Annotated in this window: 22 protein-coding genes; 17 read left to right on the top strand and 5 right to left on the bottom strand. The window is 72.5% G+C overall.

Going from position 1 to position 20673, the window contains the following annotated elements; all coding sequences use genetic code 11:
• Nucleotides 1-122 precede the first annotated feature (122 nt).
• From J5X86_RS07895 to J5X86_RS07870, 6 genes are all read left to right on the top strand, one after another.
• Nucleotides 123-1790, top strand: a complete 1668-nt coding sequence (locus J5X86_RS07895) for an ABC transporter substrate-binding protein (RefSeq protein ID WP_208516031.1) — start codon at nucleotides 123-125, stop codon at nucleotides 1788-1790.
• A complete protein-coding gene (locus J5X86_RS07890) occupies nucleotides 1790-2740 on the top strand; it encodes an ABC transporter permease (RefSeq protein ID WP_208516030.1) in 951 nt (316 codons plus the stop codon). Before J5X86_RS07895 ends, J5X86_RS07890 begins: the two co-directional genes overlap by 1 nt.
• The gene (locus J5X86_RS07885) at nucleotides 2737-3630 is read left to right on the top strand and encodes an ABC transporter permease (RefSeq protein WP_208516029.1); all 894 of its coding nucleotides are present in this window, start codon (nucleotides 2737-2739) and stop codon (nucleotides 3628-3630) included. The genes J5X86_RS07890 and J5X86_RS07885 overlap by 4 nt, the downstream gene beginning before the upstream one ends.
• Before the next feature lie 43 nt (nucleotides 3631-3673).
• On the top strand, nucleotides 3674-4744 hold the full coding sequence (locus J5X86_RS07880; RefSeq protein ID WP_208516028.1) for an ABC transporter ATP-binding protein: 1071 nt from the start codon (nucleotides 3674-3676) through the stop codon (nucleotides 4742-4744).
• Nucleotides 4741-5769 carry an ABC transporter ATP-binding protein gene (locus J5X86_RS07875; RefSeq protein WP_208516027.1) on the top strand — a complete coding sequence of 343 codons (1029 nt, stop codon included), beginning with the start codon at nucleotides 4741-4743 and terminating at the stop codon, nucleotides 5767-5769. Before J5X86_RS07880 ends, J5X86_RS07875 begins: the two co-directional genes overlap by 4 nt.
• 128 nt (nucleotides 5770-5897) lie before the next feature.
• Nucleotides 5898-7793 (top strand): gamma-glutamyltransferase family protein, encoded by a 1896-nt coding sequence (locus J5X86_RS07870; protein ID WP_208516026.1) that lies wholly within the window; start codon nucleotides 5898-5900, stop codon nucleotides 7791-7793.
• 496 nt (nucleotides 7794-8289) lie between these two features.
• On the opposite strand, the gene J5X86_RS07865 is transcribed toward J5X86_RS07870, so the two are convergent.
• On the bottom strand, nucleotides 8290-8652 hold the full coding sequence (locus tag J5X86_RS07865; RefSeq protein WP_208516025.1) for a DUF1330 domain-containing protein: 363 nt from the start codon (nucleotides 8650-8652) through the stop codon (nucleotides 8290-8292).
• Nucleotides 8653-8806: 154 nt separating this feature from the next.
• Nucleotides 8807-9319 (bottom strand): hypothetical protein, encoded by a 513-nt coding sequence (locus J5X86_RS07860; protein ID WP_078643187.1) that lies wholly within the window; start codon nucleotides 9317-9319, stop codon nucleotides 8807-8809.
• A gap of 102 nt (nucleotides 9320-9421) precedes the next feature.
• Here J5X86_RS07860 and J5X86_RS07855 point away from each other — a divergent pair, with 102 nt between their 5' ends.
• The 3 genes from J5X86_RS07855 (at nucleotide 9422) to J5X86_RS07845 (ending at nucleotide 11990) form a co-directional block, all read left to right on the top strand.
• On the top strand, nucleotides 9422-10951 hold the full coding sequence (locus tag J5X86_RS07855; protein WP_208516024.1) for a CdaR family transcriptional regulator: 1530 nt from the start codon (nucleotides 9422-9424) through the stop codon (nucleotides 10949-10951).
• A gap of 539 nt (nucleotides 10952-11490) precedes the next feature.
• On the top strand, nucleotides 11491-11649 hold the full coding sequence (locus tag J5X86_RS52405; RefSeq protein WP_308124473.1) for a type II toxin-antitoxin system RelE/ParE family toxin: 159 nt from the start codon (nucleotides 11491-11493) through the stop codon (nucleotides 11647-11649).
• The gene (locus J5X86_RS07845; protein WP_014054465.1) at nucleotides 11646-11990 is read left to right on the top strand and encodes a helix-turn-helix domain-containing protein; all 345 of its coding nucleotides are present in this window, start codon (nucleotides 11646-11648) and stop codon (nucleotides 11988-11990) included. Before J5X86_RS52405 ends, J5X86_RS07845 begins: the two co-directional genes overlap by 4 nt.
• A gap of 131 nt (nucleotides 11991-12121) precedes the next feature.
• Here J5X86_RS07845 and mfd read toward each other — a convergent pair whose 3' ends face one another.
• Together mfd and J5X86_RS07835 are read right to left on the bottom strand one after the other, a co-directional pair.
• Nucleotides 12122-15676 carry a transcription-repair coupling factor gene (mfd, locus tag J5X86_RS07840; RefSeq protein WP_208516022.1) on the bottom strand — a complete coding sequence of 1185 codons (3555 nt, stop codon included), beginning with the start codon at nucleotides 15674-15676 and terminating at the stop codon, nucleotides 12122-12124.
• A 141-nt stretch (nucleotides 15677-15817) separates the two neighbouring features.
• Nucleotides 15818-16219 carry a hypothetical protein gene (locus J5X86_RS07835; RefSeq protein ID WP_208516021.1) on the bottom strand — a complete coding sequence of 134 codons (402 nt, stop codon included), beginning with the start codon at nucleotides 16217-16219 and terminating at the stop codon, nucleotides 15818-15820.
• A gap of 287 nt (nucleotides 16220-16506) precedes the next feature.
• Here J5X86_RS07835 and J5X86_RS07830 point away from each other — a divergent pair, with 287 nt between their 5' ends.
• The 8 genes from J5X86_RS07830 to J5X86_RS07795 are packed head-to-tail and all read left to right on the top strand — an operon-like array spanning nucleotide 16507 to nucleotide 20143.
• Entirely contained in the window at nucleotides 16507-16818 is a 312-nt protein-coding gene (locus J5X86_RS07830; RefSeq protein WP_078647616.1) for a gas vesicle protein, read from the top strand.
• A 38-nt stretch (nucleotides 16819-16856) separates the two neighbouring features.
• On the top strand, nucleotides 16857-17351 hold the full coding sequence (gene gvpJ, locus J5X86_RS07825; RefSeq protein ID WP_208516020.1) for a gas vesicle protein GvpJ: 495 nt from the start codon (nucleotides 16857-16859) through the stop codon (nucleotides 17349-17351).
• Nucleotides 17352-17354: 3 nt separating this feature from the next.
• A complete protein-coding gene (locus J5X86_RS07820) occupies nucleotides 17355-18083 on the top strand; it encodes a GvpL/GvpF family gas vesicle protein (RefSeq protein ID WP_208516019.1) in 729 nt (242 codons plus the stop codon).
• 1 nt (nucleotide 18084) lies between these two features.
• Nucleotides 18085-18354: a gas vesicle protein GvpG gene (locus tag J5X86_RS07815; protein ID WP_208516018.1), complete on the top strand. Its 270-nt coding sequence runs from the start codon at nucleotides 18085-18087 to the stop codon at nucleotides 18352-18354.
• Nucleotides 18347-18718 (top strand): gas vesicle protein, encoded by a 372-nt coding sequence (locus J5X86_RS07810; protein WP_208516017.1) that lies wholly within the window; start codon nucleotides 18347-18349, stop codon nucleotides 18716-18718. The genes J5X86_RS07815 and J5X86_RS07810 overlap by 8 nt, the downstream gene beginning before the upstream one ends.
• The gene (locus J5X86_RS07805) at nucleotides 18715-19557 is read left to right on the top strand and encodes a GvpL/GvpF family gas vesicle protein (protein ID WP_208516016.1); all 843 of its coding nucleotides are present in this window, start codon (nucleotides 18715-18717) and stop codon (nucleotides 19555-19557) included. The genes J5X86_RS07810 and J5X86_RS07805 overlap by 4 nt, the downstream gene beginning before the upstream one ends.
• Nucleotides 19558-19616: 59 nt before the next feature.
• Nucleotides 19617-19850, top strand: a complete 234-nt coding sequence (locus J5X86_RS07800; protein ID WP_078647615.1) for a gas vesicle protein — start codon at nucleotides 19617-19619, stop codon at nucleotides 19848-19850.
• Nucleotides 19847-20143: a gas vesicle protein K gene (locus J5X86_RS07795; protein WP_208516015.1), complete on the top strand. Its 297-nt coding sequence runs from the start codon at nucleotides 19847-19849 to the stop codon at nucleotides 20141-20143. The genes J5X86_RS07800 and J5X86_RS07795 overlap by 4 nt, the downstream gene beginning before the upstream one ends.
• A gap of 6 nt (nucleotides 20144-20149) precedes the next feature.
• Here J5X86_RS07795 and J5X86_RS07790 read toward each other — a convergent pair whose 3' ends face one another.
• A complete protein-coding gene (locus tag J5X86_RS07790) occupies nucleotides 20150-20611 on the bottom strand; it encodes a MarR family winged helix-turn-helix transcriptional regulator (protein WP_208516014.1) in 462 nt (153 codons plus the stop codon).
• Nucleotides 20612-20673: the final 62 nt, after the last annotated feature.

Here is a 20673-nt window from a genome sequence, read left to right as displayed (position 1 = left end):
GCCCGCCCGCTACCGTCCACTGAAGCAATTTGGTCCTACCAATGGACCAATCGACTGTCCCTGCGCCATCCTGACCGCACCGCAGCGCGCGCTCTCCGTCCCCAGCAGTGAGGCATCCCGCCATGCGCCCAAGAACGAGCGGACCCAGCGACCGGCCCCCACCCACCCGCCGCCGACGGCGCGCCGCCGCCCTCGCCGCCCGGGTGCTGTGCGTGCTGGTCGTCGCCGCCACCGCCGGCTGCGCCTCCCTGGCCTCCCCCACAGCCGAGGTGGGCGCCGACCGGATGACCGACCCCCGGCCCGTCCGCGACGGCGGAACGCTGGCCATCGCCCTCAAATCGGACCCCGACAAGCTGGACCCCTCCCTGGCCAGCACCGCCGTGGGCCGCACGGTGTTCGCCGCGATGTGCGAGAAGCTCTACGACGTCGACGCCCAGGACCGGTTCGTGCCGCAGCTCGCCGCCGCACCGCCCACGACCAGCGACGGGGGCCGCACCGTCACCATCAAGCTGCGGCGCGGCGTCCGGTTCGCCGACGGCACCCGGATGGACGCGAAGGCGGTCAAGACCTCCCTCGACCGGCATCGCACACTGCCCGGATCCGTCCGCGCGAGCGAGCTGAAGCCCGTCACCTCGGTTCGGGCGGTCGGCGACGACACCGTACGGCTGCGGCTGAACAAGCCGTACGTCCCGCTGCTCGCGCTGCTCGCCGACCGCTCGGGCATGGTGATGTCGCCGACGGCGCTGAAGCGCTACGGCGACGGCTTCGCGAGCCACCCCACCTGCGTCGGACCGTTCCGCTACGCCGAGCGGGTGGTGGGCGACCGCATCGTGCTGGACAAGGACCCGAACTACTACGACGCCGACTCCGTCCATCTGCGGCGGGTGATCTACCGCACCATCACCGACGGCAACGTCCGGCTGGCGAATCTGCAGTCCGGTGACATCCAGGTCGGCGACCAGATGGATCCGGTCCAGGTGGGCAGGGCGCTCACCGAACCCGGGCTGCAGCTCTTCAACTCCCCCTCGCTGGGCTACTACGGACTGACCCTCAACATCGGCAACACCAAGGGCGCAGGGGCGCCGCCGGGCCGGATCGACACCCCGATCGCGCGGGATGTGCGGGTGCGCGAGGCGTTCGACCTCTCCCTGGACCGCGCCCTCATCAACACCATCGTTTTCCAGGACCGTTACCGCCCCACCTGCGGCCCGCTCCCCTCCGGCACCCCGTACGCCACCGGGGCCCGCTGCCCGGCCCGCGACCTGGCCAAGGCCAAACGGCTGCTCAAGGCCGCCAAGGTGGCCACCCCGGTCCGGGTGCGGCTGCAGATCAGCACCACCCCGGAGGACAACCGGCTGGGCCAGGTGGTCCAGGCCATGGCCAAGGAGGCGGGCTTCGCGGTGAGTCTGGCGCCGACCGAGTTCGCCACCGGCCTGGAGCACTCCCGCGCGGGCGACTTCCAGGCGGCGACGACCAACTGGTCCGGACGGCTCGACCCGGCGGGCAACATCGACGTGTTCGCCGGCACCGGCGGCGCCCAGAACTACGGCGGCCTCTCCGACCCCGCCATCGACCGGCTGATCGCCGAGGGCGGCGCCACCGCGGGCAAGGCCGCCCGCCAGAAGATCTACGCCCGGCTCGTCGAGCGCGTCCGCGCCCAGCACACCGTGCTCTATCTGATCCAGCCCACGAACTACGTGTCGGTGACGAAGAAGGTCGCCGGGCTGAAGGTCTTCGGCGACGGGCTGATCCGCGTGAAGGACGCCGGATACGCGAAGGGAGGGAACTGATGTCCTATCCGATCCGCCGCGTCGGCGAATCGCTGATCACCCTCTTCCTGGTCAGCGTCGTGGTCTTCGCCGGCGTACGGGCGCTGCCCGGCGACACCGCGACCGCGCTGGCCGGGGAGGAGCCCACGCCCGAGGCGATCGCCCAGATCCGCGCGAGCTACGGGCTGGACGACAACATCGTGGTGCAGTACGTGCGCTATGTGCGGCACGCCGCCACCGGCGACCTCGGTGTCTCCTCCCGCACCGGGCTGCCGGTCCTGGACTCGGTCCTGGAGGCGCTGCCCGTCACCCTCGAACTGTCCGCCCTGGCCCTGCTGCTCGCGGTCGTCGTCGGCGTGGGCGCCGGGGTGGTGGCGGCGGTCCGGCGCGGCCGGCCCGAGGAGTGGCTGGTCAACGCGGTGGCGCTGCTGGGGCTTTCGGTGCCCGCCTTCTGGCTCGGCATCGTGCTCGTCCTCGCGTTCGCCATCGCCGTCCCGGTCTTCGCCGCCTCCGGTTTCGTGCCGTTCGGCGTGGACCCGATGGAGAACCTGCGCCATATGGTGCTGCCGGTGATCGTCCTCGGCTCCGGTCTGGCGGCGGTCGTGATGCGGCAGACGCGCGCGGCCATGCTGGGCTCGCTGTCCGCCGACTACGTCCGCACGGCGCGCGCCAAAGGGCTCTCCAGCCGTCAGGTGATCATCGGGCACGCCCTGCGCAACAGCCTGGTCACGGTGGTGACCGTGCTCGGGCTGCAGCTCGGGCACCTCATCTCGGGCGCGGTCGTCACCGAGCAGATCTTCGTCCTGCCGGGCTTCGGCAAGCTCACCATCGACGCGGTCTTCTCCCGCGACTACGCGATGGTGCAGGGCGTGGTGCTGTTCACCTCGGCCGCCTACATCCTCGTCAACCTCCTGGTCGACCTGGCCTATTCGGTGATCGACCCCCGTATCCGGCTCGGAGGTGCCCAATGAGCGCGGCCGCCACCGCCGTACCCGCCGCCGAGGAACGGGAGCGGGCCCCGCTCGCGCCGCTGTCCCGGCTCCGGCTACTGACCCGCAACAAGCTGGCCCTCACCGGGGCCGTGGCCGCCGTGATCCTGGTGCTGATCGCGGTGTTCGCACCGCTCATCGCGCCGTACGACCCGGCCCGGCCCGACTTCTCGGCCGCCCTCCACCAGCCGGGCTGGGCCCACTGGCTGGGCACCGACGACCTGGGCCGCGATCAGCTCTCCCGGGTCGTGTACGGGGTGCGGGCCTCACTGCAGATCGGTCTGCTCGCGGTGGCGCTGGCCTTCGCGGCCGGAGTGCCACTCGGGCTGATCGCGGGCTATTACGGGCGGTTCGCCGACTCGGTGGTCTCCCGGCTCACCGACACCCTGCTCGCCTTCCCCTTCCTGGTGCTGGCGGTGGGCCTGGCCACCATCCTCGGGCCGTCCCTGCTCAACGCCACGATCGCGGTCGGCGTCTCCCAGATCCCGGCCGTCATCCGGATCACCCGGGCGGAGACGCTGCGGCTCAAGCACCTCGACTATGTGGCGGCGGCGGTGGCCAACGGCGGCGGGGACGGCACCGTGCTCTTCCGCCACATCCTCCCCGGCGCCCTGTCCGCGCTGACCGTCCAGGCCACCGTGGGCATCCCCACCGCGATCATCGGCGAGGCGCTGCTGAGCTTCCTCGGCCTCGGCATCCAGCCGCCGTCCGCCTCGCTCGGCGTGATGCTCTCCAGCGCCCAGGCGTACATCGCCGCCGCGCCCTGGATGGCGGTCTTCCCGGGACTCGCGATCATCGCCGCGACGCTCGCGTTCAATCTGCTCGGGGACGGGCTGCGCGACATCCTCGACCCCCAGGGAGACAGCCGATGACCACGTCGGGAGAACCGTCGATGACCCCGTCGGGAGAGACTCGATGACCGCATCCGCGACCCCTGCCCTGAGCGTGCGGGACCTGTCCGTGGTCTTCCGCACCCCGACCCGCGTGGTCCACGCGGTGGACGGGCTGTCGTACGACATCGCCGCGGGTGAAGTGCTGGCCGTGGTCGGCGAGTCCGGCTGCGGCAAGTCCGTGACCTCCACCGCCGTGATGGGGCTGCTGCCGCCCACCGCGCACGTCGGCGGCTCCATCCGGCTGGGCGGACGGGAGCTGGTGGGGGCGGACGAGAAGGAGCTGCGGGACGTCCGCGGCCGGGAGATCGCGATGATCTTCCAGGAGCCGATGACCTCGCTGAACCCCGTCCTCACCATCGGCCGCCAGGTCGGCGAGGTCCTCCGGCGCCATCAGGGGCTCGACCGCCGCGCGGCGCGCGAACGGGCCGTGGACCTGCTCGACCTCGTCGGCATCCCCGCCCCCGCCCAGCGGGCCCGCGACTATCCGCACCAGCTCAGCGGCGGTATGCGGCAACGGGTGATGATCGCCATCGCGATCGCCTGCGACCCCGCCGTGCTCATCGCCGACGAGCCCACCACCGCGCTGGACGTCACCGTCCAGGCGGGCATCCTGGAGGTGCTGCAGTCCCTGCGGGAGCGGCTCGGCACCGCCATCGTGCTGATCACCCACGATCTGGGCGTGGTCGCCGACATCGCGGACCGGGTGCTGGTGATGTACGCGGGGCGGGGCGTCGAACAGGCCCCGGTGGACGAGCTGTTCACCGCGCCCCGCCATCCGTACACCCGCGGGCTGCTCGGCGCCGTGCCGGTCCCCGGACGGCGGCGGGCGGCGGGCGGACGGGGGCGGCTCCAGGAGATCCCCGGACTGGTGCCGAGCCTCACCGAACAGCCCGACCGCTGCACCTTCCAGCCCCGCTGCGCCTCTGCCGATGAACGGTGCGGGGCGCAGCGGCCCGCGCTGCGGGCGCTGCGCGAGCGGCACGAGGCCGCGTGCTGGTATCCGGTACCGGTCGATTCCGGGCAGCCGGACCGTCCCGAGCAGACCGAAGGCACCGAGCAGACAGAACGCCCCGATCAGGAGGCCGCCTCATGACCGCCGCCGTCGCGTCCGTGGAGGCGTCACGGGATGACGCCGTGCTCGACATCAGCGGCCTCGTCCGCCACTTCACCGGCCCGGCCGGCACCGTCAAGGCGGTCGACGGGGTCAGCCTCAGCATCGGCCGGGGCGAGATCGTCGGCCTGGTCGGGGAGTCCGGCAGCGGCAAGTCCACGGTGGGGCGGTGCGCCGTACGGCTGGACCGGCCCACCGCGGGCAGCGTGACGATCAACGGCCGCGAGGTGACCCGGCTGTCGAGACGGGCGCTGCGTCCGCTGCGCAAGGACTTCCACCTGGTCTTCCAGGACCCGTCCTCCTCGCTCGACCCCCGGATGACCGTGGGCGCCATCGTCGCCCAGCCGCTGCGGCTGCACCGCCTGGCATCCGGCGACGCGCTGCGCGACCGGGTCGCCGCGCTGCTGGCCCAGGTGGGGCTGCGGCCCGAACTGGCGCGGCGGCGGCCCCATGAGCTCTCCGGCGGGCAGCGGCAGCGGGTCTCGATCGCCCGCGCGCTGTCGGTCGATCCACAGCTACTGGTGGCCGACGAGCCGACGTCGGCGCTGGACGTCTCCGTCCAGGCGTCCGTGCTCAACCTGCTGGCGGATCTGCAGCGGGAGCGGCGCTTCGGCTGTCTGTTCATCACCCATGACCTGGCCGCCGTCGAGTACCTCGCCGACCGGATCGCGGTGATGTATCTGGGGCAGCTCGTGGAACAGGCCCCGGCCGCCGAGCTGTTCGCCGACCCCAAGCATCCGTACACCCAGGCACTGCTGTCCGCGGCCCCGGTGCCGGACCCGGCCGCGCAGCGGTCGCGCGCCCGGATCGTGCTCAGCGGGGAGCTGCCCAGCCCGCTGGATCCGCCCCCGGGCTGCCGCTTCCACACCCGCTGTCCGCTCGCCGTCGACCGCTGCCGCACCGAGCCGCCCGCGCTGCGGGGACTTGCGGGCGGCGGCGGTCGGCAGGTCTCCTGCCATCTGGTGGCGGACGACGGAACGGCGCCGGACGCCTCGGCAGCACCATGACCCATAAGGACGCCTCCACCCGACGAGAACGCCTCGGCCACATGAGAACGCCTCCACCCCCTGAAAACCCCCCGGCCCCCTGAGACCCGCCCCGCCCCCGCACCCGTACGAGATCAGGAGCCCGCCGCATGTTCACCACCCGGCCCACCCTGCAGGGCACCCATGGCATGGTGTCCTCCACTCACTGGCTGGCCTCGCAGTCCGCCATGGCCGTCCTGGAGGACGGCGGCAACGCCTTCGACGCGGCCGTGGCCGCCGGGTTCGTCCTGCATGTGGTCGAGCCGCATCTGAACGGGCCCGCCGGTGAGGTGCCGATCATCCTCGCCCCGGCGGGCGGCGAACCCACCGTGCTGTGCGGCCAGGGCCCGGCCCCCGCCGGGGCCACCATCGACCACTACACCGCGCTCGGCCTCGACCTCGTCCCGGGCACCGGCCCGCTCGCGGCGGCGGTGCCCGGTGCGTTCGACGCCTGGATGGTGCTGCTGCGCGACCACGGGACCAAGCGGCTCGCCGAGGTGCTGCGGTACGCGATCGGCTACGCCGAGCACGGCCATCCCGCGGTCGAGCGGATCGGGGAGACGGTCGAGGCGGTACGGGAGCTGTTCGAGACCGAGTGGACGACCTCGGCCGAGCTGTATCTGCCGGACGGGGAGTCCCCCGCCGCCGGGCGGCTGCTCACCAACCCCGCGCTCGCCGCCACCTGGCGGCGGCTGATCGCCGAGGCGGAGGCGGCCGGGCCGGGGCGCGAGACACAGATCGAGGCGGCCCGCCGGGTCTGGCGCGAGGGCTTCATCGCGAAGGAGCTGGCGGACGCGGCGGCCCGGCCCGCGATGGACTCGTCCGGGCGGCGCCACGCCGGGACGCTCACCGGAGACGATCTGGCCGCCTTTGAGGCCACGTACGAGGCGCCGGTCAGCCACTCCTGGAACGGCTGGACCGTGTGCAAGGCCGGGCCCTGGAGCCAGGGGCCGGTGCTGCTGCAGCAACTCGCCCTGCTGCCGGACGGGCTGACCGCGGACGACCTCGGCACTCCCGACTTCCTGCACACCCTGATCGAGGGCGGCAAGCTGGCCATGGCCGACCGCGAGGCGTGGTACGGGGACGCCGCCGACGTGCCGCTGACGGAGCTGCTCTCCCGTCCGTACAACGACGAGCGGCGGCGGCTGATCGGCGAGGGGGCCTCGTACGAGCTGCGCCCCGGGCACCCCGGGGGCCGTACGCCGCGGCTGAGCAAGCAGGCGCTGGCCGCCGTGGCCCGCGCGGCCTCCGGGGCGGCCGGACCGGTCGCCGCGCCGGGCGGCGGGGAACCGACGGTCGGCGGACCGGACCTGGGGCTGCCCCTCGGCGGACCGGCCGCCGGGGGATCGGCTCCGGGCGAACGGGCCGACGGCGAACCAGCCGTCGGGCCGGACGGGGTGACGCGAGGCGACACCTGCCATCTCGACGTCGTGGACCGCTGGGGCAACATGGTCGCGGCCACGCCCAGCGGCGGCTGGCTGCAGTCCAACCCCGTCATCCCCGCGCTGGGCTTCCCGCTCGGCACCCGGCTCCAGATGACCTGGCTTGACCCCGGACTGCCCAACTCCCTCACCCCCGGCCGCCGCCCCCGCACCACGCTCACCCCCTCGCTCGCGCTGCGCGGCGACACCCCCGTCATGGCCTTCGGGACGCCGGGCGGCGATCAGCAGGACCAGTGGAGCACGCACTTCTTCCTCGGGGTCGCGCTGCGGGCGCCGGTGCGCTCCGGGCTGGATCTGCAGGGCGCCATCGACGCCCCCAACTGGCACCAGGAATCCTTCCCCGGCTCCTTCCACCCGCGGGCGATGACGGCGGGACGGGTGGTCGTGGAGTCGCGGGTCGGCGAGGTCGCCGTCGCGGAGCTGCGCCGCCGCGGCCACGATGTCGTGGTCGGCGGGCCCTGGTCGGAGGGGCGGCTGTGCGCGGTCGCCCGCGACCCCGAGACGGGCGTGCTGCTGGCCGCCGCCAATCCGCGGGGCGCGCAGGGGTACGCGGTGGGACGGTGACCGCCGCCGAGCGACGTGCGCGCCGGGGTCGGCTGGCGGGCGCATCCGATGGACTCGGCTAGCGACCGTGCGCACTGGGGTCCGCTGGCGGGCGCATCCGATGGGCTCGGCTAGCGACCGTGTCCGCCGGGGCGACTACCGGGCGTGCCCGCCGGGGTCCGCCAGTGGCCCAGCCGTATCCGCCGGGGCGGACCAGCGGGCAGACCCGCCGGGACGGGAGGTGTCCGACGGATCGTGACGCCTGCGGCAGGCTGCTCCCCTCCCCGCCCCTCCCCGACACCTGACGATATGCGGCTCCGCCGCGTGCGGGGCTCCGCCCCCAGACCCGGGGTCCAGGGGCGAAGCCCCCGCCACGCGGTGGACACCCCGTAGCAGGCGTACCCGCCGGGAGGACCAGCGGGCGTGCCACCGGGACGAGCCACCGCCCACACCCGCCAGGACGGGCCGGCAGGCACAACCGCCGGGACGGGCCACCGGGCGCACCCACCGGGACGGACTAGCGGGCGTAGCCGCCGGGGTCGGCGGACCGCAGCTTCCCGGCGCGCGCCAGCGGGTCGTAGTCGGAGACCACGCCCTCGACGAGGACCACGACGCCCTCGATGTGGTCGGTGCGCAGCCGCAGAATGTCCTGATACGAGGGCGAGGCGTACCAGGCGCGAGCGTCCGCCATCCCGCCCGGGAACTCGATCAGCACCACACTGCCCGGCCACTCCCCCTCGACCACCTCCAGCTCGCCACCGTGGATGAGGAAGCGGCCGTGGAAGGGGTCGAGGGTGGCCTGGATCCGCTCCAGGTACTCGATGATGTCGGGGTGCGGACTGCGGCCGTGCAGATGCGCGAGCGCGTAGGCGGCGGGCATGGCTCCTCCAAGTGCTCCTGGCCGATCGGCGGTTGGGTCCGGTCCGGCGTCTGCGGCGGACACGGATCAGCCTGCCGCGCCGCGCCCGGGGCGTCGATTACCCGTGAGGTCATGGCGGGGGCACCGGATGTGATGGCCGACCGGGCCCCGGGCCTCAGTCGAGGATGCCCAGGTCCTCCCGCATGATCCGGCGCATCGTCGCCAGCCGGGGCTCGGCCTCCTTCAGCTCCAGCAGCGCGCCCGCCGCCGTCTCGCCGTCGCGCTGCAGGCCCCGGTCAATCCGTTTGGCCTGTGCGTCGATCCCGGCGAGCACCGTGTTGAGCGCGCGGGACGCTTCCAGGACCCGCTCGGGGACGATCATCTGCGCCTCGGCGTAACGGTCCCGGTAGTCGCGGCGGGCCTCCTCCAGCCCGACGCGGTCCTCGTCCGTGTACACGTCGTCGCGGATCCGGTGCAGCGCGTCCTTGAGGAGCGTGTGGAACTGCCGAGAGGCGCGGTTCATCGCGGTGTAGGCGGTCCGGCGCTCCTCGATGCGGCGCCGCCGGTCCTCCGTACGCGCGTCCTCCTCCCGTTGCCGTACCGTCATGCGCTGCTGGAGGACGGGCGCGAAGAGGGTGCCGAGGATGCCGACGACAGCGGTGATCATGGCGGCTATGACAGTGGACACCGGCCGAGCCTAGCCGCGCCCCTTCTCTTGGCCGCCGCCGATTCCGCAGACCGGCCAGAGCCCATTCGGGAACCCAGGCGATCGGAACTAATGTGCTGTTTCATGCCCGCCTCGCCCTCCGACGTGCGCGCCGACCGCGCCGACAACGTTCTCGCCCTCGCCCGGCTCGCCTCCAGGCGCGGGGCGGTACGGGACATGCTCGGCTGGCTGACCCGGCGCACCGGAGGCCCGGCCGTGCTGGTCGGGGACACGGGCCGGGTGCTGGCCGGGCCGGGTGGCGAGCACGACCCGGCGGTGGCGCGACCGGCCGCAGACGCCGCCGCCGACGCGGCCGTCGAACTGCACCGGCGCGGGGCGCCGTCCGCCGTGCTGGGCGGGGGCGAAGGGCCTCCGGTACATGTGATCGCGCTCGACACCGACCCGAGCACGTATCTGGCCGTCATCGGGCCGGACGATCCGCACTGCGGAATGCTGCTCGCCGACGCCGCCCGCACCCTCGCCCTGTGCTGGCGGCTGGAGCAGGCCGAACGGGCGCGGCGGCGGATCGAATCGGCCGAGGAGCACAGCCGGGAGGCGGTGCTGCATCTGCTGATGGTGGGCAGCGTGCCCGCCGCGCAGCGGATCGCGGGGGCGCTGCGGCCGGCGCTGCCCGCGGTGGTCCAGATGTATGTGATCGAGTGTCCGCACCCCCGGCGGCGCGAGATCGCCCGGCGGATCGACCGCGAGGCAGGCGGCGCGGCGTGGATCGTGCCGTGCCCGGTACGCCCGAACCACGTCCTCGCGCTCGTACCGCCGGAGACGACAGGCCCGGCCACCGCGGTGAGCGTCGACCCGCACGCCCCACTCCCCGAATCACTGGACCTGCTGATCGTCCGCCTGGTGCCGGAGTGCCGGGTCGGGGTGAGCGCGGCGGTCGCGCTGCGGGACACGCCGACCGCCTACGAGCAGGCCATCCACGCGCTGGCAGTGGCCCGTAACGCGCCCGAGCGCCGCGCCGGCTTCGGCGGCGACGTGGACGTGACCGTACTGGCGGGCCCGGAGGGGTATCTGTGGGCGAGCGAACTCCTGGCGCCCTGCCTGCGCCACGCCCCGGCCCGCCGCGCCGACCCGGGACCGCAGGAGCTGCTGGGCACACTCGGGTCGTGGCTCAGCTTCGGTGGAGCGGCCAGCCGCCATCTGAAGATCCACCGCAATACGCTCGCCGCGCGGCTGCGCCATCTCGATGAGCTGCTGGGCGTGGAGGTCAGCCGCAGCCTGGCCGCGCAGTCGGCCGCCTGGCTCGCCCTGCGGCTGCACACCGCGCCCCAGGCCGCGGCGGCCCGCGCCCATGCCCCGCCGGGACCCGCCGCCACCCTGGACACGGTGCTGGGCACACCCGCCGCCGGAACCTGGGCCCGGTTCCAGCTACGTCCCCTGGAAGAGGCCAGGCCGACGGCCTGTCTGGAGACCGTACGCACCTGGCTGCGCGCCGACGCCCGCCTGCCCGCGGCAGCCGCCGCCCTCGGCATCTCGCTACCGGGCGCGCGCAAGCGCCTGACCAGGGCGGAGGACGTGCTGGGGCGGTCCCTGCTGACCGCGCCGAGCGCGAAGTACGAGCTGTGGCTGGCAATGCGAGCACTGGGCTCACTCTGAGACCGGCCCGCACCCCGGGCCGTTCGCGTCAGCGCACTCGCCGTTCGCCCCCGTTCTCACCGTTCACCAAAGCACTCACCGTTCGAACGGGAACCACCCGGTGCCCTCACTGTGCACATCGTTCCTCGCCGCCGGTGCCGCGCCCGCCTAATGTCCTGAACTGGCCCAGCCCGCCGGGCCTCACAAGCCGGGGCGGCCGCCGCGCGACGACGGGGGTGTTGCGCGCGGCCCGCCCCTGTCCCCGCCCGGCGCCGGCCCACCCATGCGAGTGAATGATCCGGCAATAAAAGCATGCGCTTCTACAAGCGACTGCTTATACTGGCCCGTGACGTGGTCAATCAACATCCATGACGAGGTGGCCGGCTGGTTCCTCGCCCTATGTGCTCACGATCCGCATTCGGCCGACTCGGTGGAGCAGGCCATCGAGCTGCTGGCCGAGATAGGACCGAGTCTCGGTCGTCCTATGGCCGATGTGATTCACGGCAGCTCGATGAAGAACCTCAAGGAGTTACGCCCGGGCTCGGGGGGGCCGGACCGAGATCCGCATCCTCTTCGTCTTCGACCCCGACCGGGAGTGCATCCTCCTCGTGGCGGGCGACAAGGCGGGCAGTTGGCGACGCTGGTACGACACTGCCGTTCCACTCGGCGAGGAGCGCTACCGGCAGTACCTCGACCACAAGGAGAAGGCGGCGGAATGAACGGTTTCACCTCGTGGGACGAGGTCAAGAGGAGCGCCGAGCGGATCCGCCGCGAGGCCCACCCCGAAGTGGGCGAGGCCGAGTGGGCGGCACGCAAAGAGGCGGCACGTCTGCAGCAGGAGGCCCACCTCTTGGGCCATCACCTGCAGCGGCTGCGGAGGGAGCGGGGACTCACCCAGCAGCAGGCCGCCGTCCAGCTCGGCATCACCCAGGCCCGCGTCTCCCAACTGGAGCAGGGCAAGGCGGTGGACCTCACGGCGATGCGCGCCTATGCGCAGGCCCTGGGCGCCCGGCTGACGCTGGTGCTCGAAGTCGACGATCAACAGATCCGCATCGCCTGAGCGCGATCGCGCCCCGGGGCCGCGCGGCACGCCCCTGTCCCCGCCCGGCGCCGGGCCATGAGCACCGGCGCCAGGCGGGCCGCGGTCGCTGTCACGTCCCCAAAATCGTTGTCACGATCCCAGGATCGTTGTCACGATCCCAGGATCGTGGTCAGGAACTCCCCCGTCCATGCCAGCAGTTCCCGCCCCACCAGCGGCTTTCCGCCGATTCGGGCGGTCGAGGGGCGGGGGACCAGGACCTGCTTGGTGGCCGGTTTGATCACCGAGCGCTGGTAGAGGCGCTTGAGGCGCAGTTCCTGGGATTCGCGGAGCTCCACCGGGGAGAAGCGGATGTTGGAGCCCTGGAGGGTGATGTCGGTGACGCCGCAGGCGCGGGCCAGCAGGCGCAGGCCGGCGACCAGGAGGAGGTTCTCCACCGGTTCGGGGAGCTTGCCGTAGCGGTCGGTGAGCTCCTCGCGGACGGCGCGGATGTCGTCCTCGCTGGTGGCGGAGGCGATGGCGCGGTACGCCTGGAGGCGCAGGCGCTCGCCGGGGGCGTAGTCGTGCGGGACGTGCGCGTCGACCGGCAGCTCGATCTTGACCTCCAGCGGCGCTTCCTCCTCCTCACCGCCCTCGATCGAGGCCCGGTAGTCGGCGACGGCCTCGCCGACCATCCGGACGTACAGATCGAAGCCGACGCCCGCGATATGGCCGGACTGCTCGCCGCCGAGCAGATTGCCCGCACCGCGGATCTCCAGGTCCTTCATCGCCACATACATGCCCGCGCCCATCTCGGTGTGCTGGGCGATCGTGGCCAGCCGCTCATGGGCGGTCTCGGTGAGCGGCTTCTCGGGCGGGTAGAGGAAGTACGCGTAACCGCGGTCGCGCCCACGGCCGACCCGGCCGCGGAGCTGGTGGAGCTGGGAGAGGCCGAAGTTGTCGCCACGCTCGACGATCAAGGTGTTGGCGTTGGAGATGTCGATACCGGACTCGACGATCGTCGTGGAGACCAGCACATCGAACTTCTTCTCCCAGAAGTCGACCACGACCTGCTCCAGGGCGGTCTCCGACATCTGGCCGTGAGCGGTGGCAATCCGCGCCTCGGGGACGATCTCGCGCAGCTTCGCCGCGGCCCGGTCGATGGACTCCACCCGGTTGTGGATGTAGAAGACCTGGCCCTCGCGGAGCAGCTCACGCCGGATCGCCGCGCCGATCTGCTTCTGCTCGTACGGCCCGACGAAGGTCAGCACCGGGTGGCGCTCCTCCGGCGGGGTGGTGATCGTCGACATCTCGCGGATGCCGGTGACCGCCATCTCCAGGGTGCGCGGGATGGGGGTGGCGGACATGGTCAGCACGTCCACATTGGCGCGGAGCTTCTTCAGCTGCTCCTTGTGCTCGACGCCGAAGCGCTGCTCCTCGTCCACGATGACCAGGCCCAGGTCCTTGAACTTGGTCTCGGAGGAGAAGAGCCGGTGGGTGCCGATGACGATGTCGACCGCGCCGTCCTTCAGCCCCTCCAGCACCGCCTTGGCCTCGATGTCGGTCTGGAAGCGGGAGAGCGCCCTGACGTTGACGGGGAACTGGCCGTACCGCTCGCCGAAGGTGCCGAAGTGCTGCTGCACCAGCAGGGTCGTGGGCACCAGCACCGCGACCTGCTTGCCGTCCTGGACCGCCTTGAAGGCCGCGCGGACCGCGATCTCGGTCTTGCCGTAGCCGACGTCGCCGCAGACCAGCCGGTCCATCGGAACCGACTTCTCCATGTCCTCCTTGACTTCGGCGATGGTGGTGAGCTGATCGGGGGTCTCCGCGTACGGGAAGGCGTCCTCCAGCTCGCGCTGCCAGGGGGTGTCCGCGCCGAAGGCATGGCCGGGCGCCGCCATCCGGGCGGAGTAGAGCTTGATCAGGTCGGCGGCGATCTCCTTGACGGCCTTCTTGGCGCGCGCCTTGGTCTTGGTCCAGTCGGCCCCGCCGAGCCGGTGCAGGGTCGGCGCCTCGCCGCCCACGTACTTGGTGACCTGCTCGAGCTGGTCGGTGGGGACGAAGAGCCGGTCGCCGGGCTGGCCGCGCTTGGCCGGGGCGTACTCCACCACCAGATACTCGCGGGTGGCGCCCTGGACGGTGCGCTGCACCATCTCGATGTAGCGGCCCACGCCGTGCTGCTCATGGACGATGAAGTCGCCCGCTTCGAGGGTGAGCGGATCGATGGTCTTACGGCGGCGCGCGGGCATCCGCGCCCCGTCCTTGCCCGCGGCCTTCTGCCCGGACAGATCCGTCTCGGTCAGCACGGCCAGCTTCAGGACCGGGTCGACGAAGCCGTAGTCGATCGAGCCGCAGGACACATGCACCACGGACGGCTTGATCTCGGTGAGGTCGCCGTCCAGCCGGGCCGCGATCCCCTCGCCGCCGAGCACCTCGACGGTGCGGGAGGCGGGGCCGTGGCCCTCGGTCACATAGACGGTGCGCCAGCCGTCGGCGAGCCAGCCCTTGGTGTCGGCCAGCGCCCGGGCGGTGTCGCCGCGGTAGCTCTCGGTGGCGTGCATGCCCAGCTTGACGGTGTCCCCCGCCGCGTCAGCGGCAAGTGTCTGCGTGAGCTCCTCATCCGCCGCGAACGGGCTCACCGACCACCACATCATGCCCAGCTCACGGGCCCGGTCGCGGACGTCCGCGATACCCCACAGGGAAGCCGCGCCGACGTCGATCGGGGCCTCTCCGCCCCCGGCCGTGGCCGCCCAGGACGCCTGTAGGAACTCCTGGCTGGTGGCCACCAGGTCCGCCGCCCGGGTGCGCACCCGCTCCGGATCGCAGACGACCGTCATGCTGCCCTTCGGGAGGACGTCCAGCAGCAGCTCCATGTCGTCCACCAGGACCGGGGCCAGGGACTCCATGCCCTCGACCGCGATCCCCTCGGCGATCTTGCCGAGCAGCTCGCCCAGCTCGGGATGGGCCTCGGCGAGGGCCGCGGCCCGCTCCCGCACCTGATCGGTCAGCAGCAGCTCGCGGCAGGGCGGGGCCCACAGGCCGTGCTCGGCGACTTCGAGGGAGCGCTGGTCGGCCACCTTGAAGTAGCGGATCTCCTCGATGTCGTCGCCCCAGAACTCGATCCGGAGCGGATGCTCCTCGGTCGGCGGGAAGACGTCCAGGATGCCGCCGCGCACGGCGAACTCGCCGCGCTTCTCGACCAGCTCGACTCGGGAGTACGCGGCGGCGGCGAGCCCGTCCACGATCTCCTCCAGATCGGCGGTCCCCCCGGCCCGCAGGCTCACCGGCTCCAGCTCTCCCAGCCCCTTGACCTGCGGCTGCAGCACGGACCGCACGGGCGCGACGACGACCGAGACCGGACCGGCCGCCGGGTCGTCCTGGCGCGGATGGGCCAGCCTGCGCAGCACCGCGAGGCGCCGCCCGACCGTGTCCGAGCGCGGGGAGAGCCGCTCATGCGGCAGCGTCTCCCAGGACGGGTACTCCACCACCCCATCCGGCGGGAGGAGCGAGCGCAGCGCGGCCGCCAGGTCCTCCGCCTCCCGGCCGGTGGCGGTCACCGCGAGCACAGGGCGGCCCGCGGAGCGCGCCAGCGCGGCGATGGCGAACGGGCGGGCGGCCGGCGGGCCGACCAGATCGACGTAGGGACGATGCCCGTCGGCGGCGCCGCGCACCGCCTCGGCGAGCGCGGGGTCTTTAACGACGACGTCGAGCAGACCGGTGAGGCTCATAAAGGGGTATTCCATCCCGGAGGCGGACAACGCGAACGACCCGACACGTGTCACGGGCCGGGGGTCTTCCAGAGTACGACCACCCGCCGACAATCTCCGCCGGTCCGTCGTCCGCCCGAACGCCTGTGGATCGCGCCCCGATCAGCGCGGGGTCGCGCTCGAGCACCCGGCCGTGAGGGTGCTGCCGGGCTTGTTCTTCTGCGTCTCCTCGTCCTTGAGGTCCCCGTTGACGAATATCTGGCAGCCGATTTCCTTCTTCGGCTCCGCGGAACCCGCTTGCAACGACAGCGACCTTCCGGGCTTCACCTTGAACTTCTTCGACCACGGCGTCTTGACGTTTTCGAGATCCAGGTCGGCGTCACCGCTACTCTTCTTGGTATCGGCATACAGACTCGAATTGATACCGGGGATATATACGCTCGCCGGCGAATCCCCCGTCACCTTGAATTCGACAGCCACCATGCCGCCGTCCTCGGCTTTTCCCTTGTCGCCATCGTCGGAGCAGCCCGCCAGCAGGGCTACCGTGATGGCCAGGCAGGCCACAGCCTTATGTGTACGCATTATTCCCCAACGGTATTTTCCAGCCACGGCCGGTCATCAATTATGGGCAATCGGCCGCGAGCCATCTTCACATGTGCTCCGCTGCGGAACCAGCGATTCCTGCCCCATTTGCGGATCAGTTCGACTGCACCGGAGATAATTGGGCCACGCCGGTAGCTCTGGCGACCCACACCCGGCCCGGCCCACCCGCGTCCGGCCCAGCACGGCAGGCAGCCGTCTGGCCCATCACGACAGGCGGCCGGACACGCCCTGTGATCACACTGATGCACATGGCAGAGCGAGAGACGCGCCCATCGCCCACCAGGACGAGCCCCCGGTCCCGGCCGCCCAGGCCGGCCGAGGCCGCCCGGCACGCGTGCGACCAGCTCGCCTCACTGATCGTCCATGAGCCCGAGGGCGTCAGCGGGGTGACCCGCCACGAGGACGGCTGGGTCGTCAGCGTGGACGTCCTCGAGGTCGCCCGGATCCCCGACACCACCAGCCTGCTGGCCACCTACGAGGTGCGCGTCGACCAGCGGGGCGAACTCCAGGAATACCGGAGGGTCCGCCGCTACCGGCGCGGTGCGGCCGACGACTGCTGAGACGACCGCCGAGACGACTGCCGAAAGGACGCCCCGAGATGCCCACTGGCACATACACGGAAGAGGTCGTCTGCGTCCAGCGGACCGGCACCCTCTACGACGTCCTGGAACTCATCCTCGACCGGGGCATGGTGATCGACGTCTTCATCCGGGTCTCCCTCGTCGGCATCGAGATCCTGAAGATCGACGCCCGCATCGTGGTCGCCAGCGTGGACACCTACCTCCGCTTCGCCGAAGCCTGCAACCGCTTGGACCTCGAATTCGACCGCAGCAGCACGACCGTTCCCGAACTGCTGGGCGGGGTCGGAGGCGGCGGGAGCGCGGCCGGCGGCATGGCCGCCGGCATCGGCAAGAAGAAGGCCAAGAAGGCGGTGAAAGGCGTGGGAGAGAAGGTCAAGCACGCCGTCGGGGTCGGCGACGACGAGGACGAAGAGGAGTGGGAGGAGCAGGAGGAGCAGGAGAGCCGCCCCCGGCGGCGCACCACCGCCGGGGGCGGCGCCCGCCGCCGTTCCGCTTCTTCCGAGGAGGACTGATCCATGACCGCGCCCCGGAGCGTGTACGTCTACGGCGTCGTCCGCGCCACCCACGCGATGCCGCCCGGCCGCACCGGAGTGGGCGAGCGGCCCGCCCCGGTCCGTACCCTCCGGGCCGGCGCGCTGGCCGCGGTGATCAGCGACGCTCCGGCCCGGCTGCGCGCCAAGCGGCGCGACCTCCTCGCCCATCAGGACCTCGCCCTGACGCTGGCGGTGGACGGGCCGGTGCTGCCGATGCGCTTCGGGATGATCGCCCCCGACGAGGAGTCGGTGCGGCAGCAGTTGCTGTCGTCCCAGAACGACTGCCTGGCCACGCTCGAACGCGTCGACGGGCGGGTCGAGATGAACCTCAAGGCGCTGCCCACCGAGGCCGACCTGGGCACGCTGGTACGGGAGGACCCCGAGGTGAGCCGGTTGCGCACCGCCGCCCGCCGGGCCCCGGGGTACGAGGCCAGCGTGCGGCTCGGCGAGGCCGTGGCGCGCGGCCTGGGGCGCAGAGCCGCCGCCGCGGCGGCCGCGGTGCTCGCGGAGCTCTCCGCCGTGGCGGACGCCAAGGTGCACGGCCCGGAGGTCGAGGGATGCGTGCTCAACGTCTCGTTCCTGCTGGACCGGCGCGAGGAGCGGCGGTTCCACGGCGTGGTGGAGCGCTTCGCGGCCGGCCACCGCGACCGGGTCGAGCTGCGGCTCACCGGACCGCTGCCCTGCTACAGCTTCGCGGAAGGCCGGGCCTGACATGGGGCTGCTGAGCCAGGTCGTCCTCTTCCCGCTGGCGCCGGTGCGGGGGGTGGTGTGGGTCGCGGAGCGCGTGCGGGACGTCGCGGAGGAGGAGCTGTGCCATCCTTCGGTGCTGCGCGCCCGGCTCGCGGCGCTGAACGAGGCCCTGGAGTCGGGGGCGATCGGCCCCGAGGAGTTCGACCGGGAGGAGGACCGGCTGCTGGACCTGCTGGAGCGGTCAGGCAGCCGAAGCCCAGGAGGAGGGGCAAGGGTGAGCCGCCATGACTGACCGCGACCTGGTGTACCCCCCTTCTGTGACCAGCGACCGGCACCCCTCCGACCTCGCCGAGATCCTGGAACGCGTCCTGGACAAGGGCATCGTGATCGCCGGAGACATCAAGATCGACCTGCTGGACATCGAACTGCTCACCATCCGGCTGCGGTTGTTCATCTCCTCCGTGGACACCGCCCGCAAGGCCGGAATCGACTGGTGGGAAACCGATCCCGCCCTCTCCTCGCGCGCCGCGAAGGACGCCCTCGCCCAGGAGAACGCGGAACTGCGCGAACGGCTCCAGGCCCTGGAATCGCGCATGGACTCCGATGAGCTGAGCGCGGTCGGCGCCACCGCCGCCGAGGAGGGCGCGGACACATGACCCAGCCCGAGGCCCCCACCCTCACCTACGCCTTCGCGGTCTGCCGCGGCGGCGCCCTCACCGCCTTGGCCGCGCTCCCCGGGCTCGGCACCTGCGGCCCCGTCCGTACGCTCGCGGCGGGCCCGCTCACCGCCGTGGTCCAGGACGTGCCCGCCGCCGGGTTCGGCGAGGAGGCGCTGCGGCGGCGGCTGTCCGACCGCGATGAGCTGGAGCGCTGCGCCCGTGCCCACCACACGGTGATCACGGCGGCGTCGGCGCTCGCCCCCACCGTTCCGCTGCCGCTGGCCACCCTCTATCTCGACGACGGCCGGGCCCGCGAGGCCCTGGGCGAGCGGGAGACATCCCTCCTGACCGCGCTGGACCGGATCACGGGCCGGGCCGAATGGGGCGTCAAGGTCTACGCCCCGACGGGACCACCGCCCGCCCCGGAAGCCGCCCCGGCGGACGGCCCGGCGCCCGGCCCTGCCAGCGGCCGGGCCTATCTGGACCGCGTCCGCACCCGGCAGCGGAGCCGCGAACAGCACCACACCCTGACGCTGCGGGCCGCCGAGCGGGTGGACACCGCCGTCCGGAGCCTCGCCGTGGCCGCGCGCCGGCTGCGCCCGCACGGCGTCGAGGTGACCGGGAAGCACCGTACCCATGTGCTGAACGCGGCCTACCTCCTCGACCTGGGACGGGAGCGCGAACTGCGCGCCGCCCTCACGTCGTTGCGCCGCGACGAGACGGACGTCCAGATCGAGCTCTCCGGGCCGTGGGCGCCCTACTCCTTCGCCGACGGAGGAGTCGCGGGTGAACGGATCGCCGACCGGGGGGTTACCAACGGAGGGATGTCCCCATGACCAGGGCCGCCTGGGACGCCGCCCCGGCCAAAGCGGCATGGGAAGCGGCCCCCGCCGACATCGCCCGCAAAGAGGCCCCCGCATGGGGAGCCACCCCCGCCGAGGCCCTCGGACCGCTCGGCGTCCCCCTCGTGGACCTCCTCGACCGGGTACTCGCCACCGGCGTCGTCGTCACCGGCGACCTGGTCATCGCGATCGCCGAGGTCCCCCTCGTCCGCCTGTCCCTGCATGCCCTGCTCTCCTCGGTCAACGAGCGGGTCCCGGCCCCGTGGACCGACAGCGGCCCGCTATGAGCCCTCCGACGCCCCCGACGCCCACCCACCTCGACATCGACCGCGACTCGGTCGGCCGGGACCTGGTGGCCCTCGTGCTGACGGTCGTCGAACTCCTCCGCCAGCTGATGGAGCGCCAGGCCATCCGCCGCATCGACGCGGGCGGACTCACCGACGGCCAGATCGAACGCATCGGCACCACGCTGATGCTGCTCGACCAGCGCATGGCGGAGCTGTGCGACCAGCACGGACTGACGCCGGAGGACCTCAACCTGGACCTCGGCCCCCTGGGCACCCTGCTCCCCCGCGACTGAGGCCGGTCAGCCGCCGAGGGCTTCCGCCATGCGGTCGAGGTCGGCGAGGAGGGCGGCCAGGCGCCGTTGCGGGAAGGCGTCGACCATCGTCCGCTCGATGGCGTAGACGGCGGACCGGGCCGCGTCGAGCCGTTCGCGGCCGGCCTCGGTGAGGTGGGCGGGGAGGGCGCGGCCGTGGTCGGTGGTGGCGGGCCGGGTGATCAGGTCCGCGTCCTGGAGGCCGCGCAGGACGACGTTCATGGACTGCCGGGTGACGAAGGTGCCGCGGGCGAGTTCGGCGTTGGACAGGCCGGGCCGCTGGTCGAGGAGTTCCAGGCAGGCGTACTGCGGCACCGTCAGACCGCGTTCGCGCAGCGCCTTGTCCATGGCGCCGCGCAGCGCGGCGGCGGCGCGCTTGAGGCGGTAGCCCACATGTTCGGTGACGTCGTGAGCGGGGTGCGGCGGGGCCACGGGAGTCCGGTCTTCCATGTCAGGATTTTGACATGGGGAGGGGGTGTGCGTACAGTCCGGGAATGTCAAAGTCCTGACAT

This window comes from Streptomyces sp. NEAU-YJ-81 (assembly GCF_017592595.1).
Taxonomy (GTDB): Bacteria; Actinomycetota; Actinomycetes; order Streptomycetales; family Streptomycetaceae; genus Streptomyces; species Streptomyces hygroscopicus_B.
This window is presented reverse-complemented; position numbering and strand designations above follow the sequence as displayed.

What these genes read in the sequence shown, in the direction of transcription:
- J5X86_RS07805 (WP_208516016.1), top strand. Translation starts at nt 18,715, where the DNA reads ATGACCCAGCCCGAGGCCCCCACCCTCACCTACGCCTTCGCGGTCTGC.
- J5X86_RS07865 (WP_208516025.1), bottom strand. Translation starts at nt 8,652, where the DNA reads ATGCCCGCCGCCTACGCGCTCGCGCATCTGCACGGCCGCAGTCCGCAC.
- J5X86_RS07885 (WP_208516029.1), top strand. Translation starts at nt 2,737, where the DNA reads ATGAGCGCGGCCGCCACCGCCGTACCCGCCGCCGAGGAACGGGAGCGG.
- J5X86_RS07855 (WP_208516024.1), top strand. Translation starts at nt 9,422, where the DNA reads ATGCCCGCCTCGCCCTCCGACGTGCGCGCCGACCGCGCCGACAACGTT.
- J5X86_RS07890 (WP_208516030.1), top strand. Translation starts at nt 1,790, where the DNA reads ATGTCCTATCCGATCCGCCGCGTCGGCGAATCGCTGATCACCCTCTTC.
- J5X86_RS07830 (WP_078647616.1), top strand. Translation starts at nt 16,507, where the DNA reads ATGGCAGAGCGAGAGACGCGCCCATCGCCCACCAGGACGAGCCCCCGG.
- J5X86_RS07895 (WP_208516031.1), top strand. Translation starts at nt 123, where the DNA reads ATGCGCCCAAGAACGAGCGGACCCAGCGACCGGCCCCCACCCACCCGC.
- J5X86_RS07875 (WP_208516027.1), top strand. Translation starts at nt 4,741, where the DNA reads ATGACCGCCGCCGTCGCGTCCGTGGAGGCGTCACGGGATGACGCCGTG.
- J5X86_RS07795 (WP_208516015.1), top strand. Translation starts at nt 19,847, where the DNA reads ATGAGCCCTCCGACGCCCCCGACGCCCACCCACCTCGACATCGACCGC.
- J5X86_RS07810 (WP_208516017.1), top strand. Translation starts at nt 18,347, where the DNA reads ATGACTGACCGCGACCTGGTGTACCCCCCTTCTGTGACCAGCGACCGG.
- J5X86_RS07790 (WP_208516014.1), bottom strand. Translation starts at nt 20,611, where the DNA reads ATGGAAGACCGGACTCCCGTGGCCCCGCCGCACCCCGCTCACGACGTC.
- J5X86_RS07870 (WP_208516026.1), top strand. Translation starts at nt 5,898, where the DNA reads ATGTTCACCACCCGGCCCACCCTGCAGGGCACCCATGGCATGGTGTCC.
- J5X86_RS07815 (WP_208516018.1), top strand. Translation starts at nt 18,085, where the DNA reads ATGGGGCTGCTGAGCCAGGTCGTCCTCTTCCCGCTGGCGCCGGTGCGG.
- gvpJ (WP_208516020.1), top strand. Translation starts at nt 16,857, where the DNA reads ATGCCCACTGGCACATACACGGAAGAGGTCGTCTGCGTCCAGCGGACC.
- J5X86_RS07845 (WP_014054465.1), top strand. Translation starts at nt 11,646, where the DNA reads ATGAACGGTTTCACCTCGTGGGACGAGGTCAAGAGGAGCGCCGAGCGG.
- J5X86_RS07820 (WP_208516019.1), top strand. Translation starts at nt 17,355, where the DNA reads ATGACCGCGCCCCGGAGCGTGTACGTCTACGGCGTCGTCCGCGCCACC.
- mfd (WP_208516022.1), bottom strand. Translation starts at nt 15,676, where the DNA reads ATGAGCCTCACCGGTCTGCTCGACGTCGTCGTTAAAGACCCCGCGCTC.
- J5X86_RS07880 (WP_208516028.1), top strand. Translation starts at nt 3,674, where the DNA reads ATGACCGCATCCGCGACCCCTGCCCTGAGCGTGCGGGACCTGTCCGTG.